This window comes from Dyadobacter jiangsuensis, assembly GCF_003014695.1.
GTDB lineage: Bacteria > Bacteroidota > Bacteroidia > Cytophagales > Spirosomataceae > Dyadobacter > Dyadobacter jiangsuensis.
In genome coordinates, this window is record NZ_PYAS01000011.1 from 31,902 (window position 1) to 49,285 (window position 17,384).

Consider the following 17,384-nt stretch of genomic DNA (forward strand, 5'->3'; position numbering starts at 1 on the left):
AACGTGCGATTTGTACTGCATTAGTCTGGTTGACAATGTGAAGATAATGTAATAAAATGTATTCTGAACAGGCTGATCTTCAACTAAAAAAGGCTGCTTCCGGTGTGGAAGCAGCCTTTTGGGATAATACCCGGGCATAGCCCGTTGGAATGCAATTATTTCGCAAGTGAATTGATCCACGCCGCGATTTTAGCAGCTTCTGCCTTAGGAACCTGAGGCATAGGCGCCATTGGCGTCGCGTAGTCAGGCCAGTTTTCAGGCTTCGGTGCGTAAATCAGTTCTACGATCTTCTCGTTGCTGTATTTGCGTTTTGCAACGTCAGCGTAAGAAGGTCCTACTACTTTTTTGTCGGGCGCGTGGCACGCAAGGCAAGTGTTTTTAGCCAGCAATGGCTTCACTTCTTCCCAGGTTGGCGCTTTCGCTGCTGCTCCGGCTTTAGCAGGAGTAGCTTTGCCTTTGCCGTCCGGAGAAACGTGCTCTTTCGCAGGTTCAGCCGAGACAGATGCCTGCGCTTTGCCTGAGCGGGTAGTTTTCAGGTCGGAAACCTTCAGTCTCTCGCCATCAGGAATGTTGTTCAGCGTGTAATAGGCATCCGGGTGTACGAGGGACCAGCTGTTTGAAGCTGAGCGAACGCCTTCCAGCGAGATTTTGTGAACATAGTATTGCTTCATACCGTCGAGTACGATGCGCACCTTCTTGTTATCGTCGGATACTTTCACACCTGTGATTTTCACGTCTTCCAGGTTGATCTGCGGGCTACCGTAAACAGGGTAATGCTTGTAGAGGTAGTTAACCACTTTGTAAGAATCCAGGTCTTCGGCCGATTTACGATCAACCGGCATGGTAAATTCGATTTCGAAACCGTCTGGCTGAGCTTTCACGGTGTACATTTCGAAAGGCATTTTGCCGTTCCATACCAAGCGCTGCAAGCCCTGGTTGGCGTCACCGGCCGATCCCCAACCACGGTTGGTTTCGCCTACGAACATTGATCCGTCCTTATCGAACGCCATACGCAACACACCCGACTGGAATCCACTTCGGAAACCGATGCTGGCACCCTGGTATTCTCCTTTTACTTTTTCCAAAACAATACGCATAATATTGCTTTGTCCCTGATCACCCACGAAAACCTGGCCGGTGAATGGCCCGAAACCACCTTTGGTATCATCCAGAATCAATTCAGCAGTAGATACACCGTGTACACCATAAGGCAACCATACAGCCGGAAGCTGTACCATATCGTATTTCTGTTTCAGTTGGTATAGGAACTGAGGCTCTTCTCCCAATGTATTTTCAGGCTTGATAGCACGGTCTTGTGCGTTGCGGTGCTGGCGGTTGTCGCGCTCCGCGAAGAATTGCTTTTCAGTCAGTTTTACCGGTGAGTTAGGCAATCCAGCCCACTTTAAACCTGCCGGGTGGCCCATGAAGCCTCCTTTTTTAACCTGGAAAATCGCGCCGGTACCCATCCAGTCGCCCTGGTTGTCGGTGTAAAACAGTTCGCCGTTCAGCATGCTGATACCCGCTGGAGAGCGCACACCGGTTGCGTAGGGTTCGTATTTGCCGTCGTTGGTGATGTGGAAAATCCAGCCACGACCTGGCACGCGGCTTTCGCCTCTCCACCATTCTTCATCACCGAATGCTACGTTACCACTTACGAAGAAGCTGCCATCCGGAGCCAGTTTCGGTCCGAACGAGTATTCGTGGTAGTGACCTGACAATGGCCATGCGTAAACGGTTTCGTAAACATCCGCCTTGCCGTCGCCGTTTTTATCAACAAGCTTGGTCAACTCGCCGCGCTGTGCGCAGTATAATGCACCTTCTTTGTAAGCCAAACCGAGGATTTCGTGCAAACCGGTCGCGAACTTGCGGAAATACGGCGTGCGGCTGGTAGGGTTATCCACGATCCAAACTTCACCACGACGTGTTGAAATCGCCAGGGAGCCATTCGGCATAGTCGTCAGACCACCTACTTCGAGGATAATACCTTCCGGGATCGGCGGTGTAACGATCTTGTAAAAGTCTTCTTCTTTCGGGGACTCCTGCGCTTTCAGCGTAGACAGGGAGGCCAAAAGAGCAAATGCTATATGAGCAAGTTTTTTCATTGTCAAATCAGGAATAATAAGGTTTAAATCAGAACAGGATAGAATACTTCACTTCGCCATTGGTTACAGGCACGATGAGTTCCTGCTCGCCTTTGGCGCCTCTGATTTCTGGTTTAAGTTTTTTGTCGGCCAGCTGGATGTAGTACGATTTGTCGTCTACCGCGTAAAGTCCTTCCGCGATTTTTTCGATGGAAGCACCGTCGGCCAGGCGTGCTACGAGGTCTTTTGCAGGGTTATTCACCTTTACAATGCGCTCGAAATACTGATTGTTCACGACAGAAACGTAGTCGGTGATCGAAGAACCGAATGCCTGGTACTGGAATGTAGGAACATCCGAGTCGTCCAGCACGTAACCTTTCGGACGGTAACCGCTGCCGGTTGTGTCCGCTTCCCATTTAGATTTACCTGATTTACCGAGGAACATATCGTCGCCGAGCAACGTCACGCTGCCGCGAGGGCGTGAAGAACCATCGCCGCGGTCGTGCCACATAGGAGTAGCATCGAGGAATTCGCCACGCCAAACTTGCAGAACCGCACCTTTGTCCAGGTCGTAGGTATAATGCAGGCTTGCAGGGCTACCCACAGACACCGCATGCACCACGCGCGTTCTTTTCGCTTTTTCGTCCTTGCGGAAATCCATGAAAGAGCGGGTAATGGTATTGTTAGAAGCCTGGATCAGGATCGGGTCGGTAGAACCGCCGCCCATCGCAGAGCTCTTGGAATGGAGTGCGATTTCACGGAAGCCTGGTCCGCTCACCCAAAGGCCGAGTACCGGGCGCATCCAGCCATCTCTTTTGTTATTGAAAAATTCGAGTTTGTGATCGCCGGCTGTCAGATTCACTTTGGCAACACGGAATTCGTTGTTCGATTTCCACTCCGGCTTGATCACATCCTTACCGTCGATTTTCAGGTATGCATTACCTGAAGCCTGCAAACGGAAAGTGTATTCACCTTCGCTGGCTGCATTGAAACGGCCATTGTAAACAAAAGAGTAGTTATTGTTCTCTTTCAAAATCTCCCAGTTCAGCGCTTCCGCTTTGCCGGTTTCGGCAGGAGTCAGTTTTGAAAGGTCTTCCGTTTCCGACAAACCGCCGTAATAGGTTTTGTAGGTCAGTTCGGAAAGGGTCGCAGGTTTCTTGTCAAAATTGTTCACCACGATATTGCGGATCGCGAGGGAACCGTGGTCGCCCTGGATGCGGATCGGGCCCATCGGCACGTCCTCAGCCGTGAGTGAACCGCGGGTTGGCCCGCTTACTTCCACATTTTCGTGGATAGTCACGCCATTCAACACCACTGAAAGGAATACCGCGTTTGCGATTTTCTTACCGCTCGCATCGAAACGGGGAGCCTGGTAAGAGATTTTGATATGTTGCCACAGACCTGGCGCTTTTGCCACGTTGAAACGCGGTGCATATCCTTCGTAGCCTTTTTCGCCTTCGGGCTTGGAGTCGTTCCAGCGCTCATAGATACCACCGGCATCATTGTATTTGGCGCCTTTTTTACCCCAGCTATCGAAAAGCTGTACTTCGTAGTTGCCTTGCAGGTAGATTCCTGAGTTGGAGCCTTTGCTCATCATGAAATCCAGCTCAATGTCGAGATCGCCGTGTTTGAAGTTGGAAATCAGTTCATAGTCGCTGCCGTACTTGCCTTTTTCGTGAAGGCAAGCGAGCACACCTTTACCCGGGCTGGTAACCAGCGCGTTTTCCTTGGTGAGATCAGCCGATGCATTGCCGACGATTTTCCAGTCACTGGATTTGGTCGTAAAAGCACTGAGGTCGTTGAGAGGAATGGGCTGCTGGGCGTAGGCGGTATGCATGGCGAAAGCCGCTACCCCAGAGGCGATTAATTGAAAAAGTGAACGGTTGGTTTTAGACATACTTGCAGTAAGCTTAGTCGGTTTTAGATTAGCAATCCAGGCTACGAATGCCTTTAGCCCTGCAAATTACGTGATAAGAATCGGGAAAATTACATTTATATAGATGAGAATCCTTTTTGTTGTTGCTTTTTCCTTAATGTTGTGTTTTGATACTATTTCAAAGAGTTTTTAGACTAAAACTGTTACCTTTCAAATGAAAAAATTGATGCTTACCGCGTTCAGCATGGCTGCTGCCTTTGCCGCACACGCGCAATTGCAGCCTGCGAAGCAAACTCCTGAGTCCAGCGAATTGTGGAATCCCGTTCCCCGCGTGGTAACGCCCGGCAAAGGTTCATCGGCGGTTTCAGGCTTCACTGCCCCTTCCGATGCGATCGTCCTGTTCGATGGTAAGAACCTCGATCAGTGGGTCTCAGGAAAAGACGGTAAATCAGCTGCTCCCTGGACTGTCGGCGACGGCGCAATGACCGTAGCCCCTAAATCAGGAGACATTCAAACCAAGCAGACATTCGGCGATTACCAGCTGCACATCGAGTGGAGAACCCCCGCAAAAGTGGACGGAAACGGACAAGGCCGTGGTAACAGCGGTATTTTTATGCAGGGAATCTACGAATTGCAGGTACTCGACAGCTATAACAACCCAACCTATTCAAACGGTCAGGCAGGTTCGATCTACAAGCAAACCATGCCGCTCGTGAATGCAGCGGTAGGCCCGGGCGAATGGCAGACTTACGATGTGGTTTACACCGCACCGCATTTCAACAAAGACGGCCACATGACACATCCGCCGTACATTACCGTAATCCATAATGGTGTATTGGTGCAAAACCACACCATGATCCAGGGAACGACTCCTTATATCGGCCAGCCGACGATCGAGCCGCACGGAAAAGGCCCTATCAAATTGCAGGACCACAACAACACGACCAGCTTCCGCAATATCTGGATCCGCGAGTTGTAAGATTGTAAACGTCTTAATATCAAAAAATGGCTGCCTCAAACGGGGCAGCCATTTTCAATTTATAATCCACTAGCTTAGTTAAAATTTGATCGCCAGATTGGCGGAGAAGTTTCTCGGCATTTGAGGCGTGAGCACGCCCTGGCCGGCGAAATATTTCTTATCGAGCATATTGTCGAGTTTGAGGCCGAGGCGCCATGCCTTGGTATTGTAGAAAATAGTCGAGTTCAAAACCGTGTAAGACGGAATGGTGAACACGCCCGTCACAGCGGAGTTAGCAGTCAAATGCTCGCTGATGTAATTCCCGCCGATACCGGCTCCAAGTCCTTTCAGCTTACCGAATGGCAGATTGTAGCTGATCCACGCATTCGCGAGGTCGGCAGGGCCCGCATTCGTTGGTCGGCGGCCTTCCAGCGCCACCGTCGACTTCGTCAATTTGCTGTCGTTATGGCTGTAACCGGCCACGAGGTTCAAGCCGGTGATGGGGTTGGCGATGACCTCTACCTCGATACCACGGCTGTACTGCGTACCGTCCTGCACAGTAATGTTGTAGTTCTTGCCCTCGCGCACGAGCACGTCCGTACGTGTGATGTTGTCAACCTTGATATCGTAATAGCTGACAGTCATATTCAGCTTGCCCTGATAGCTTTCCAGTTTAATACCCCCTTCCAACTGATTAGCTTGCTGCGGCTTGAAAACGCCCGAAACATCCGGCAGCGGCTGGGCGACAGGCGCTACATTGAAGAAGCCATTCATATAATTCCCAAAAACCGAAAGCCGGTCTTTAATAATCTGATACACCAATCCGAACTTGGGCGAAACGGCCGTTTGCTTGAACTGCGTATTGGCTACGTAGGTGCGTGTGGCGTGATTTAATGTGCCTTTGTTTTCGAAGCGGTCCACGCGCAGGCTGATCATCGCGAGCAGGCGGTCGGTGACATTGAGGACGTCGGAGAAATAGGCGCTGTACACATTGCCTGAGTTGTAGTTGCGCGTAGGCGCGTCGGTATTTGCAGCCAGGCGTGCTTCTACGGACGTGCGGTTGATTTTCAGGTAATTCGGATCGTTATGAATGCCGCTTACATTATCGAACACAATGTAGGGCGAGTTGTTGTTATGCGCCGTGCGGTTCAGGTAGTCGAGGCCAATCACAACGCGGTTGCGCAATGTCCCGATCTTGAAATCGCCGATGAAGTTCTGCTGGATGTCGATCGCATTGTTGGTCGTGTTTTGAAGGGAAATATTACGTTCGAGCAATGTATCGGCCACTGCTCCGCGGATGAACTGGTATTGATAAAAGCCGTCGGATTTGCGGGTATTGCTGGAAAACGCGGTTTGAGACGTCCAGCTGTTGGAAAGTTTGTATTTCAACTGACCATACACATTGATGGTCGGCGTTTTCATCGTCAGGTCGTTGCTGGTGTAAGACCTGTTCCAGTCGAAACCAAGCTCCTGGGGTGTGTGGGCCACAAACTGGCGCGTACGATTCAGGAAGATAGCCGAAGGGCTGGTCATTTCACCCTGGTAAATGCCTGCGTTGAAAAGCACGGTCATTTTTTGATTCACGCGGTATTCCAGCGACGGCGCAATCACCAGGCTTCTCCGGAAACCGGCATCCTGGAAACTGCCCTGGTATTGATAAGCCGCATTAACCCTCAGCAAAAGGTTTTTAGAAGCATTGATAGGGCCGTAAATATCCGCGGTCAGGCGATTCAACCCAAAGCTCCCGGTGGTATAGCCAATCTCGCCGCCGGCGATTTCAACCGGCTTTTTGGTGACAATATTAATTAATCCACCAAACGACGTCACCGAGCTGCCGAACAGCGTGGCCGATGGTCCTTTGATCACCTCCACTTTTTCCACATTGATCGGGTCGAACTCGCCGTTGGTTTGTACCGGCAGTCCATCCACAACCGACAGTTCCGTGCGGAAGCCCCGCAACGCGTAGAATGTCGCACCATCGGAATTGATACCACGATTAGCCTGGATCTTGTAAACTCCCGGCGCATTCTTGACGATGTTGGAGAAGTCGGTAATGAGCTGCTCGGTGAACAGGGTTTTGGATAATGCGCTGTAAACCTGCGGGTTTTCCATGTTGCTCACCGGCAGCTTGGCTACGTAATCGCTTTCTTTTTTAGAGAACTTGTTAATATCCCCGCTGATCACGACTTCCTGTAATGCTTTACTGTCTTCGTTCAGAAATATTGGTTCGAATGTGACGGTCTCGTCCGCTTCGATGGTTACCACACGCTCGATGGGCTCGTAACCAAGCAGCTGGATCACCACCTTATGCTCGCCAGCCGGGATATTACGGATTATAAAGTCTCCGTTGAGATCGCTTTGCGCACCTTTGCCCGTACCCTTTACCGTAATGTTCACAAACTCGGCCGGTTTGCCGTCGGAAGTTTTTAATGTTCCGCGCAATGCGCCGCGGCCTTCACCGGCTTCGATCGTAATCACATTTTCCTGCACGTGCAGTTCTTTCAATGCTGAGCCTACCACACGGTGCAGTGCGTCTTTCATCGGCACACCGGCCAGATTCGCATTCACCTTTTTGGCGACATTCAATTGCGTGCTGCTGTATGAAATGGAAGTGCCCGTCTGGTCGCCTATTTGCGCGAGGGCATCGGCCAGGCGTACATCATGTAATTTGAGGGTCACAGCTTTGGCAAGTACCGGTGCCTGGGCCAGCGTTTTATTTGAAATACACAAAACTATGGCGCATAACGCTGCGGCCATGCAGTTTCGAAGGAGCGAATAACAGATTTTGGCGCCCGTTTGGGGCGAAGTATAATTGGGCTGCATATTTTTGTTTAAATGTTGATTGATCTGCGATTGATTGGCATTCGACCCGATGTTAAGTTTGGCGACAGCGCATCGGGTTTTTCCATTTTCGCAGGTTAGGGCGATTTATTCATTGGGATGGATGGGGTTACTATTCATATATACTGATGGATTCTCCTTGTACTGTATAGCGGAAGTCAACCGCTATGCTCAAACTGCCCAGCACCGCATTGAGTGTCGGTTTCTTAAATGAGCCGGTGTAGCGTTGGTTTTTCAATGCCTCATCGCGGATTTGAATGCTGACATTGTAGCGCCTTTCGAGCTCGCGCGCCACCTGCGTCAGAGGCACGTCATCGAATCGTAAAGCATTGTTCAGCCACGAAACTTCTGCTTCCACACCCGAAACGGCACGGACCGATAACCGCTTCCCTTCTATCAGACCGGTCATTCCGGCAGTTACGATCTCCGATTTCGGCGAAATTTTGTTGGTGAACTTTACTTTTCCTTCCGTTACCAGCAATGCTGTGTGAGCTTCGCCGGGGTATTCTTTCACATCAAAAACAGTCCCGAGCACGCGTGTCTGCGCTGCGGCTGTTTCCACAATGAATGGCTGTTTCGGATTCTTTTTGACTGAAAATTGCGCCTCACCGATCAGTACAACCCGCCGGATCGAGTCTGTGAAAGTGGAAGGATACCGAAGCTCACTATCGTAACCTAGCATCACCACCGAGCCATCGGGCAATGCGAATTGCCGGGTTTCCCCTTTTTGCGTGCTGCTAATCTGAATGGCCGCTACTTTGACAGGCTCCTGCCCTTTTTTGTTTTGGAATAAATACCAGACAACACCACTAGCCAGCAAAAGCATAGCGGCTATTCCAGACAGGTAATGCCGGTAGCGCGCCCAGAGCGGCTGCGCATCAAGCACCTGCAAGCGCTCCCACACACGTGCGCCCGACTCCCGCCTTATTTCATCGGGGATTTCGGAGATAGCTTCCGCGGCGGTTTCGGGGGCATCGAGCCATTGTTCCACGGCTTGTATTTCGGCAGGAGTGCATTGGCCTTCGGTATAACGCTTTAAAAGTTCAGGTGTAATGTTCATATGCCGCCATGGGTTCATGGGGACGGGATGTCCCTGCATATATTGTTGCGTAGCCCGAAGGTTCCCCTGGCGTGCGGCAGAAATTTTTTAATGCTGGTATTCGGCGAGGTGCTTGCCGAGGAAGCGCAATGCGCGGGTGAGGTGGTATTCCACCGTTTTTTCGGACAGCACAAGCGATGCGGCAATGGCTTTATTGGACATCCCTTCCTGCCGGCTCATCACGAAAACATCCTGGCAGGGGTGGGGCAGATCGGTCACAAGCTCGCTCAGGCGCTCGGAAAGCAGGTGATAGTCGACCTGCCGTTGTGTCGTTTCTTCGAAACCTGCTTTTTTAGGAATAACCTGATCAAATATTTGCCGGCGGTTGGCTGAGTCGCGGTGGTGGGCGAGGAGTTTGAGTTTCGCTGCCCGCACGAGATAGTTGGCGACCGGGCCTTCTACCCGCAGCTCACGGCGCCGCTCCCAGAGCGACTGGAATATTTCGTGCATCAAATCTTCGGCCAGTTCGAGGTCGCGGGTACCCTGGTAACACACCGCAAATACCTTTTCCCAATGCAAATGGTAAAGTTCTTCAAACGACTTGTCTGTCTGAATCAGCAATGGGGCGATTACAGGGGGCATAGGGTACCGGGAATGTCCAATGCAAAGCTACAACACTATTTATATTAAGTCCAAATAATGAATTTATCAGGTGCAATAATTTTTAAGCGTTAAATGATTGGTAACATCGGTGAAGCCTTTTCTGTTTTCATTTATATTCGCTTTCAATGTCACTCCAAAACCGTTGCCATGCAGGAAATAGAGCCCTATTACAATTGGGAGAAGCATTATGTGGCCAGCCACGATGAGCGTTCGCCCTTCTACGGCCGTACTTATAACCTGGATTATTACGAAAATGCGATCTACGGCTACTACATCCATCCGCTGTGGGATGATATCGGGTCGGAGACGCTGTATGTGAAAATCCTGTTTGCAGATTACAACAAGCGCTTTGTGATCATTGAGATGTTCGGGGAGTGGAACGATGCGCTGCATAACGACATCATGTTCTTCAAAAGGCAGGTCATTGATCCGCTCGTGAACCAGGGCATTAACCAGTTTATATTACTGGGCGAAAATGTGCTCGATTTCCATGGCGGTAACGACGACGACTATTATGCAGAGTGGTTCGACGACGTGGAGGACGGCTGGATCGCCGCGATCAATTTCCGTGAGCATGTGGAGGAGCAATGGAAGAAGTACCGGCTCGATTATTATATCAATTTCGGTGGTACGCTGCACCTCAATAACTGGCGCACATTATTGCCGGAGCCGTTTTATGAGTTGGTTAAAAATTTGATGGTTAGAAGGTTAACGTAGCATAAAGCTGCGTGCATTGCTTGCAACCTTGGTAACTCCTTTGTAGCTTACGCACTCATCGTATCAACTGTTCTTACCTTAAAACCTCATTTCCCATGGCCGAGAATACCGAACCTACACCAGAAGATGCAAAAGAATCGCTGGAAAATAAAGTTGAAGAACTCAAAACTACTGCTACCGACGCTAAGGACGCAGTCGTGGAAGAGGTGCAGGAAGTGAAGGCCGAGGCAACCGAAGTAGTGAAAGAAGAAGTGGCTGCCGTAGAGACGAAGGCGGAGGAGAAATTGGAGGAAGCGGCCGATGGCATTAAGACCGAAGTTTACGAAACGATCGACGACCTGAAAGCACAGGCGGAGACCAAGGCAGCGGCTGCCGAGGAAGCGGTGGAAGAGGTGAAAGAAGAGGCGGCGGCTAAGGTAGAGGTTGTAAAAGAGGAGGTTGCGGAAAAAGTCGAAGAGGTACAATCGGGCTTTGCTGCGAAACTAGCCGGTCTGACAGAGGCAGCGGCTGAGAAATTCGAGGACCTGAAAGAGGCCGCGACGGATAAGTTTGAAGATATTAAGGAAGTTGCTGCGGAGAAGTTTGAAGATATCAAGGTAGCCGCGGCAGACAAGTATGAAGATATCAAAGAAGATGCCGCCGAAGCATTGGAAGATGCGAAAGAGGTAGCTTCCGAAAAGCTCGCCGAAGCACAAGCCAAGGCTAATGAATTGAAAGCGAAGGCTGCGGAGGAAATAGCGGAGTTCAGGGAGGAAGCCTCGGAGAAAGTCGTTGAGACGAAAACCAAGGCGAAGGGATTCTGGGCGCGGCTCTTCGGCAAATAGGCGCTTGAAAAAGTAACCGGACCCGGCCCTTTTCGATAGGCCGGGTTTTTTATGCAATTGTTTTGTTCTACCAAAATTGCTTCTAATGTCACAACAAACTTTCGCTCTTCCCTACCGCCACCCGTTTGCGGCGGATAATCAGTACAAAAAATCAGTGGCCTACTTTTCGATGGAATTTGCTGTCGATCAGGCTTTAAAGATCTACTCGGGCGGTCTGGGTTTCCTCGCGGGCTCGCATATGCGCAGCGTGTACGGGCTCAAACAAAACCTGATTGGTATCGGAATGCTGTGGAAATATGGCTACTACGACCAGGGCCGCAAGAAAGACGGCAGTATGGAGCCGGAGTTCCACGAGAAAATGTATTCCTACCTGGTCGATACTCAAATCCGCTTTCAAATACCCATCATGGGTAAAAACGTTTGGGTTGCAGCCTACTACCTCGATCCGGAAACGTTCGGTTCGGCGCCATTATTCCTGCTCACGACCGACACCGACGGCAACGACGAATCGACGCGGGCGATCAGTTATTCATTGTACGATTCCGATGTCACCTATAAAGTGGCGCAATGTATGGTGCTGGGCATCGGCGGTGCGAGGTTGCTGGAAGCCCTTCAATACGAGCCGGAAGTTTACCATTTGAACGAGGCGCACGCGGTTTCTGCACTGTTTCATTTGTATAAAAAATATAAGAAGCCTGCGGAGGTACAGAAGCGGGTGGTTTTCACGACACACACGCCGGAGGAAGCCGGAAATGAAAAGCACGATATTCACTTTCTGGACCAGCTGGGCTTTTTCTCCGGTCTGGACCTCGAAACCGTGCGGAAAATCAGCGGTATAAGCGACGATGTGTTCAACCACTCGCTGGCCGCATTGCGCCTGAGCCACAAGGCGAATGGTGTTTCGAAACTGCATGGAGAGGTCTCCCGGAAAATGTGGAAATCGCATCCCAAAATCGCGCCGATCGGCCACGTTACCAATGCGCAGAACAATGCTTATTGGGTTGACCCGGTATTGGAAGAAGCGAGGCTCGGAAAGGATATCGATGCGATCGTTGCGCGTAAAAAAGCATTGAAAAAGACATTGTTCAAGACAGTTGCCGACCAATGCGGAAAGCTGTTCGACCCGGATGTGCTCACGATCGTGTGGGCGAGGCGGTTTGCGGCCTACAAGCGGCCGGATATGCTGATCTGGGATCTCGAGAGGTTTAAGAAAATCATGGAGAATACGAAGCAGCCGGTGCAGGTAATATGGGCCGGTAAACCGTATCCGAAAGATGAAGGAGCGATTGCGACCTTTAATCATCTCTTCTATTTAAGCCATTTGTTTCCCAATATGGCTGTGCTGACCGGCTATGAACTGGCATTGTCCAAGCTGCTCAAAGATGGCGCCGATATCTGGCTCAATACGCCTGTCGTTACGCGGGAAGCTTCCGGCACCAGCGGTATGACCGCCGCCATGAATGCCGCATTGAACCTCTCTACATTCGACGGATGGATATGCGAGTTCGCGAAGGACGGGCACAATGCATTTCTGCTGCCGGTAGCCCAGGGAGAGGATATCAATAAGCAGGATTGCGATAACCTGCTGAAAGCCCTCGAAAGCACGGTAATCCCCACTTACTACAATGCGCCCAAGAAGTGGCAAAAGATGATTTTGAATAGTATGAACGACGTTTCGGAACCGTTCAGCTCTGATCGGATGGCGCGGGAGTATTATGAGTTGTTGTATAGTTAAAATCCAAGCCGTAGGAAAGCGGCGACCGGTAGTTGGGTTTTGTGGGTGTATCCTGTGAAAATTGGCTGCTGGTCGCTCTGCAACCTTCGCTTTGAAATCGTTATATTTGATTTACATTATTGAAAGACTTCCAAAGACATCGTTAAGTTATGGACACGCCTGTTAAATTCATTGTGGGAGATATCATGAGCGAGGACGAATTTTTCCGTTTTTGCCAGATGAACGATACGCTCAGTTTTGAACGGGACAGCGAAGGCAACATTATACTTATGTCGCCGGCTGGAAGTTTATCTGATAATCTTAGTTCCAAAATTCTTATCGCGCTCGGTATATGGCTGGATCAGCACGATAATCCAGGGATGATCTTTGGCTCATCGGCTGGTTTTACGCTTCCTAATGGGGCTGTTCGCTCGCCGGACGTTGCCTGGATTAATAGCAAAAGCTGGGATGCCTTGTCCGAAGCGGAGCAAGAGCGATTTGCGCCAATCTGCCCTGATTTTGTTGTTGAAGTTCGCTCGAAAACTGATAGCATTATTTATTTGCAGAATAAAATGCAGGAATACATGGCTAACGGCTGTCGCCTTGGCTGGCTGATCGACAAGTATGTCGGGAAAGTATATGTTTACGAACCCGGCAACCCTATCATTGAACATTCCGGCTTGGATATTCAACTTTCAGGAGAGCCCGTTTTCCCAGGGTTTAAGTTGGACCTTGCGAAGATAGCATGATAATTCAACCTTAAATCTGCCCCGCCAAAATCTCAATCCCTTCCCGAAACGAATGCGGCTCGTACCCCAGCACATTCCGTGACTTAGTCAGATTAAAACCTGTACGCGGTGGCCTTCGCGCCGGTTGCGTGAATGTGGATGCATCCGTAGGCGAAATCAAAGAAGCGTCCAAACCAAAGTAATCCGCAGCAGCAAGCGCCATTTGGTAGGGTGTCAGGAAATCCTTGCCGGAAATGTGGTAAATGCCTTTGGCCTCCTGGTCCGCAATGAGGAAGCAGCCCATTGCCAGGTCCTCGGCCAGCGTAGGTGTGCGGAATTGGTCGGTTACCACTTTGATGGCCTTGCCCTCCTCCAATGATTTTTTAACCCAAAGTATGATATTGCTCCGACTCATGTCGTGCGCGATTCCGTACACAAGTACGGTGCGGGCGATGGCCCACTCGATGTCCGAGGATTTGACGGCTTTTTCAGCAGCATACTTGCTCCATCCGTAAAAACTGATGGGGTTAGGGATATCCTCCTCCCGGTAGGGCCCCGAGGTGCCGTCGAAAATGAAGTCGGTAGAGACGTGTTCGAGAAAGATCTGGTACCTGGCACAGGCCGCTACCAGCGTTTCGGTAGCGGTAACATTCAGTTGCCAGCAGGCATCTTTCTCCGCTTCGCATTGGTCCACATTCGTCATCGCGGCGGTGTGGATCAGCACATTGGGGCGCTCGGCGCCGAGCACCTGATCAACGGCTTCCGGGTCGGTAATATCCATTTCAACATAGCGGTACCCCTTGCTGAATGGCAGCCGGTTTTCTCCTCTGGCCGTGGCAACTGTTTCAATATGTGCTTTTGAAACGAGTAGTTCCACCAGTTTTTGACCCAGCAACCCGTTGGAGCCGGTGATCAGGATTTTTTTCTTTTCCAATTTAAGCTTCGTATTTCCAGCCGTATTTGCGGGTAATCTTCTTCTTTTTCATCTTCTTGACAGTCACTTTCATCGAAACGTCCTTCTCAGGGCGATCGCGCTCGTCTTTGTCTACCGAAGCAATCTTGTCAATTACGTCCATGCCGTCAATAAGCTGCCCAAAAACGGTATAGGCACCGTCCAGGTGCGGTGTGCCGCCGATGGTCTCGTATACTTTCTTCTGGGCGTCGGTCAGTTTACGTGCCGCGCGTGCCGATTGTTTTTCAAGGTCTGCCTTGCTCCATTTGCGGCCTTCTACAATATAAAACTGGCATCCGCTGGACTCTTTTTCGGGATTGTTGTCGCGTGCAGCGGCCAGTGCGCCCTTCTGGTGGAACAACTTTCCGTTGAATTCCGCAGGTACCCTGTAACCGTTGTCGCCGCGGCCTAGCATGTCGTCGGGTTTTGCATTGCGGGAATTGGGGTCACCGCCCTGGATCATGAAGTCGTCGATGACGCGGTGGAAAAGCAGCCCGTTATAGAATTTGTCCTTGGCAAGTTTGATGAAGTTGGCCTTATGCTTCGGCGTTTCGTCGAAAAGAATGAAGCGCATCGTGCCCTTGTCGGTAGCGATGGTGATTACCTCGTCTTTTTTGGACGGTTTTTGCGCAAAAACATTCAGGGCAATCAGGCATAATGCGCCCAGGAGAATCGATTTTTTGTTTTTCATAGGTGTTATTTGGCGGCCAGAACGTTTTTGTCGACCGGGAAGAATTGAAATTTCAGACCATAATCTTTCCCTTCCGAAACATCCTCCATGTCCACCCGGATCGTCTTGTTGTTCCAGGTGATCTTTTTGGTTTCTTCTTTCGGGGAAGAATAGGCCTCGCTAAAATACTGTTTGCTGGCATTCCAGAGCTGTTTGGTAGCTTCCGGGCTGTTCAGGTAAACGTCGATCGTGATTTTGTTTACCTTCTTTTCAGGTGTAAGAAAGTACTGCACGTCGATGGTTTCCAGCTGAGCCGTTTCCGAGGTGTATCCCAGGTGGTCGGGTGCTTCTTCAAACATTTCGAAGGTTTCGGTGGCCTTCACTTTGGCGACCGCATCACCGAACGCAATGCCCCTCAGAACAACACCCGCCGGATTCTGCTCCGCTGGCCCGAGGATCGTTTTCAGCAGCGCCGACTGGTCGCTGTTCAGGTCGGCGGGAGCAGCTTCGTGCAGGACTACCGAGTCTGCCGCCGCCTCGGTTTTTTCATTTGTTTTAGTGTCGCAAGCCGAAGCGAATAATGCTATCGCGAGCAATGCGATTCCGTTTTTCAGCGTATTCATAATCGTAGAGGTTGTGTCATGCGGTTAAATAAAGTTGAGAAATTATCGTGCCTTATAACTAGTTCGACTGATGGTCAATTGCAATTTATACATATTTAACACTTCCGGAAATCCGGTTAAAACTCTCTTGCAAGGTTAAAAAAGAACCGGCGTTCGCCCAAGCCGTTCAGGGTTACATTGAACCGCGCAACGATATTATAGAAAGTTACCACGTCCAGTCCCGCACCGGCGCCATACAATGTCGAGTTGCCCAATTTGGTATTGCTGAACTCCGGATAGCTGTTTTTGACATAGCCTGCATCTGCAAAAGTATTGATGTAGGCCGCCAGCGGAATCGTATTAAATTGTCTGACAGGGATGAATGAAAAATGTTTTTGAATTGAGAAAAGCCTGTATTTCAGTTCGTTCTTGATCAATGCGTAATCCTGGCCGTCGATCACATAAAGCTCGTACCCGCGCACGAGGTCGTTACGATAGCCTAGACCCACCGTTTGGGTGTAAGGTTGGCGCTTCGGAAACGATACCCGCCCCCGGACATTGGTGTTGAAAAACCACTTCTTGCCCAGCGGAATAAATTTGCGGTAAGAGCCGTACAAGTACAGCGTGTTGACGTCGTCGGAAGGCAGGAGCCCGGTTTTGGAAATCTGCAACCCGGCCGTCTGGCCTTGCAGTGCATATTGCGCATTATCCCGCTTGTCGTAGCTGTATGTGTAGGTCAGCTGGAAATAACGTTGCCGTTTATCCCCATTCAGAAGGTAGTTGGGGTTGAGCTTCGCTATCGTATCCGAAATCGTGAGGTAGCTCCACCGGAGGTCAACGGAGTGGAATGTGTAATACTTGTTACGCCGCGTCAGACTCACGTAGGTATAGAACCGTTCGCGGTTGATATCCTCGCTGCTGAGGTATTGCAGCTTATCGCGCCAGGTTCTGAAAGCGGTATTTTTATTGATGGAATACGAAGTCCCGACGGTGATGCCGGTCTTCTGCGCCTTGTCGATATAAGGCAACGTATAGGCTAGTTCGAACTTGGGAATAAAACCGAATTCGGCCAGAAAACGGAGCTTGTCGGCCCGGCCTGTGACATTACCGTAGCTGAGGTATACGCCGTAGGTCGTCCTGGAAAGGTCCCGCTTTCGTTCGTACCACCATTCATTGAAATTCCGGTCGGCGAGCTGGAAAACCGGGAGTATAATGAAGTACCAGCGTTCCTTCACAACAATGCGGATATCGGTGTGAACGGAATCCGGATTCGGCTTTGTCAGCAGGTCGACTGTAATGAATAAATTGGTATTAATGACCTTTCTGCGGTCAATTTCGAGCTTTTCTTTGAGTGTTTCCGTGGTAAGCGAATCGCCTCTGCGGATGTCCATCTCACGCATAATGATGCCCGTGCGGGTACGATGGTTCCCTTCCACCGTAATATCACCCACGATCACATTGCCGGCACTGTCGGCAACGACCGTCTGGGCGGAGGCGAAATGGGAAAAAAGCAGGATAAAAAGCAGAAAGTAAATCTCCTGACAGCACTTCTTAGGGTTCATTCTTCACGGTTCCGAGTTTCGGTATAGAAACGATACTTTCTGTTAATATGATAAAATTTTAGCAAAAATAGGGGTTAACACCGAACATCTGGCCGTTCGGTGATCGAAAAGGGTTGCTTGATAATTATATGGTTTCCTGCAAGCGGCAGTAGTATAT

Annotated in this window: 14 protein-coding genes; 5 read left to right on the plus strand and 9 right to left on the minus strand. The window is 50.3% G+C overall.

From position 1 onward, the window contains the following. Positions 1-155: 155 nt before the first annotated feature. Both CLV60_RS21720 and CLV60_RS21725 read right to left on the minus strand, forming a co-directional pair. Positions 156-2,102, minus strand: a complete 1,947-nt coding sequence (locus CLV60_RS21720; protein ID WP_106597490.1) for a c-type cytochrome — start codon at positions 2,100-2,102, stop codon at positions 156-158. A gap of 28 nt (positions 2,103-2,130) precedes the next feature. After that, a complete protein-coding gene (locus tag CLV60_RS21725; RefSeq protein WP_229211082.1) occupies positions 2,131-3,978 on the minus strand; it encodes a 3-keto-alpha-glucoside-1,2-lyase-like domain-containing protein in 1,848 nt (615 codons plus the stop codon). A gap of 193 nt (positions 3,979-4,171) precedes the next feature. Between CLV60_RS21725 and CLV60_RS21730 the strand changes: the two genes are divergently transcribed. Continuing rightward, positions 4,172-4,936 carry a 3-keto-disaccharide hydrolase gene (locus tag CLV60_RS21730; RefSeq protein WP_106597491.1) on the plus strand — a complete coding sequence of 255 codons (765 nt, stop codon included), beginning with the start codon at positions 4,172-4,174 and terminating at the stop codon, positions 4,934-4,936. Between the two features lie 78 nt (positions 4,937-5,014). Here the strand turns inward: CLV60_RS21730 and CLV60_RS21735 are convergent, their stop codons facing one another. The 3 genes from CLV60_RS21735 to CLV60_RS21745 all read right to left on the minus strand — a co-directional run bounded on the left by CLV60_RS21735 (position 5,015) and on the right by CLV60_RS21745 (position 9,437). Next, positions 5,015-7,738, minus strand: a complete 2,724-nt coding sequence (locus tag CLV60_RS21735) for a TonB-dependent receptor (RefSeq protein ID WP_106597492.1) — start codon at positions 7,736-7,738, stop codon at positions 5,015-5,017. A 130-nt stretch (positions 7,739-7,868) separates the two neighbouring features. After that, entirely contained in the window at positions 7,869-8,816 is a 948-nt protein-coding gene (locus CLV60_RS21740; RefSeq protein WP_106597493.1) for a FecR family protein, read from the minus strand. Between the two features lie 87 nt (positions 8,817-8,903). Next, a complete protein-coding gene (locus tag CLV60_RS21745; RefSeq protein WP_229211083.1) occupies positions 8,904-9,437 on the minus strand; it encodes a sigma-70 family RNA polymerase sigma factor in 534 nt (177 codons plus the stop codon). Positions 9,438-9,605: 168 nt separating this feature from the next. Here CLV60_RS21745 and CLV60_RS21750 point away from each other — a divergent pair, with 168 nt between their 5' ends. From CLV60_RS21750 to CLV60_RS21765, 4 genes are all read left to right on the plus strand, one after another. Further along, a complete protein-coding gene (locus CLV60_RS21750; RefSeq protein WP_106597693.1) occupies positions 9,606-10,175 on the plus strand; it encodes a hypothetical protein in 570 nt (189 codons plus the stop codon). A gap of 95 nt (positions 10,176-10,270) precedes the next feature. Next, positions 10,271-10,999: a hypothetical protein gene (locus tag CLV60_RS21755; RefSeq protein WP_106597494.1), complete on the plus strand. Its 729-nt coding sequence runs from the start codon at positions 10,271-10,273 to the stop codon at positions 10,997-10,999. Positions 11,000-11,084: 85 nt separating this feature from the next. Then, a complete protein-coding gene (gene glgP / locus CLV60_RS21760; RefSeq protein WP_106597495.1) occupies positions 11,085-12,734 on the plus strand; it encodes an alpha-glucan family phosphorylase in 1,650 nt (549 codons plus the stop codon). A 185-nt stretch (positions 12,735-12,919) separates the two neighbouring features. Continuing rightward, the gene (locus CLV60_RS21765) at positions 12,920-13,462 is read left to right on the plus strand and encodes a Uma2 family endonuclease (protein ID WP_229211084.1); all 543 of its coding nucleotides are present in this window, start codon (positions 12,920-12,922) and stop codon (positions 13,460-13,462) included. Positions 13,463-13,472: 10 nt separating this feature from the next. Here CLV60_RS21765 and rfbD read toward each other — a convergent pair whose 3' ends face one another. The 4 genes from rfbD to CLV60_RS21785 form a co-directional block, all read right to left on the minus strand. After that, positions 13,473-14,375 (minus strand): dTDP-4-dehydrorhamnose reductase, encoded by a 903-nt coding sequence (gene rfbD, locus CLV60_RS21770; RefSeq protein ID WP_106597497.1) that lies wholly within the window; start codon positions 14,373-14,375, stop codon positions 13,473-13,475. Position 14,376: 1 nt separating this feature from the next. Continuing rightward, positions 14,377-15,084, minus strand: a complete 708-nt coding sequence (locus CLV60_RS21775) for a peptidylprolyl isomerase (protein WP_106597498.1) — start codon at positions 15,082-15,084, stop codon at positions 14,377-14,379. Between the two features lie 5 nt (positions 15,085-15,089). Beyond that, a complete protein-coding gene (locus tag CLV60_RS21780; protein WP_106597499.1) occupies positions 15,090-15,686 on the minus strand; it encodes a hypothetical protein in 597 nt (198 codons plus the stop codon). Between the two features lie 116 nt (positions 15,687-15,802). Beyond that, a complete protein-coding gene (locus CLV60_RS21785; protein WP_106597500.1) occupies positions 15,803-17,227 on the minus strand; it encodes a BamA/TamA family outer membrane protein in 1,425 nt (474 codons plus the stop codon). Positions 17,228-17,384 lie beyond the last annotated feature (157 nt).

Excerpts from the sequence above, each read along its gene's own strand:
- CLV60_RS21765 (WP_229211084.1), top strand. The coding sequence starts at position 12,920 with ATGAGCGAGGACGAATTTTTCCGTTTTTGCCAGATGAACGATACGCTC.
- CLV60_RS21755 (WP_106597494.1), top strand. The coding sequence starts at position 10,271 with ATGGCCGAGAATACCGAACCTACACCAGAAGATGCAAAAGAATCGCTG.
- CLV60_RS21740 (WP_106597493.1), bottom strand. The coding sequence starts at position 8,816 with ATGAACATTACACCTGAACTTTTAAAGCGTTATACCGAAGGCCAATGC.
- glgP (WP_106597495.1), top strand. The coding sequence starts at position 11,085 with ATGTCACAACAAACTTTCGCTCTTCCCTACCGCCACCCGTTTGCGGCG.
- CLV60_RS21745 (WP_229211083.1), bottom strand. The coding sequence starts at position 9,437 with ATGCCCCCTGTAATCGCCCCATTGCTGATTCAGACAGACAAGTCGTTT.
- CLV60_RS21775 (WP_106597498.1), bottom strand. The coding sequence starts at position 15,084 with ATGAAAAACAAAAAATCGATTCTCCTGGGCGCATTATGCCTGATTGCC.
- CLV60_RS21785 (WP_106597500.1), bottom strand. The coding sequence starts at position 17,227 with ATGAACCCTAAGAAGTGCTGTCAGGAGATTTACTTTCTGCTTTTTATC.
- CLV60_RS21750 (WP_106597693.1), top strand. The coding sequence starts at position 9,606 with ATGCAGGAAATAGAGCCCTATTACAATTGGGAGAAGCATTATGTGGCC.
- CLV60_RS21780 (WP_106597499.1), bottom strand. The coding sequence starts at position 15,686 with ATGAATACGCTGAAAAACGGAATCGCATTGCTCGCGATAGCATTATTC.
- CLV60_RS21735 (WP_106597492.1), bottom strand. The coding sequence starts at position 7,738 with ATGCAGCCCAATTATACTTCGCCCCAAACGGGCGCCAAAATCTGTTAT.
- CLV60_RS21720 (WP_106597490.1), bottom strand. The coding sequence starts at position 2,102 with ATGAAAAAACTTGCTCATATAGCATTTGCTCTTTTGGCCTCCCTGTCT.
- CLV60_RS21725 (WP_229211082.1), bottom strand. The coding sequence starts at position 3,978 with ATGTCTAAAACCAACCGTTCACTTTTTCAATTAATCGCCTCTGGGGTA.
- CLV60_RS21730 (WP_106597491.1), top strand. The coding sequence starts at position 4,172 with ATGAAAAAATTGATGCTTACCGCGTTCAGCATGGCTGCTGCCTTTGCC.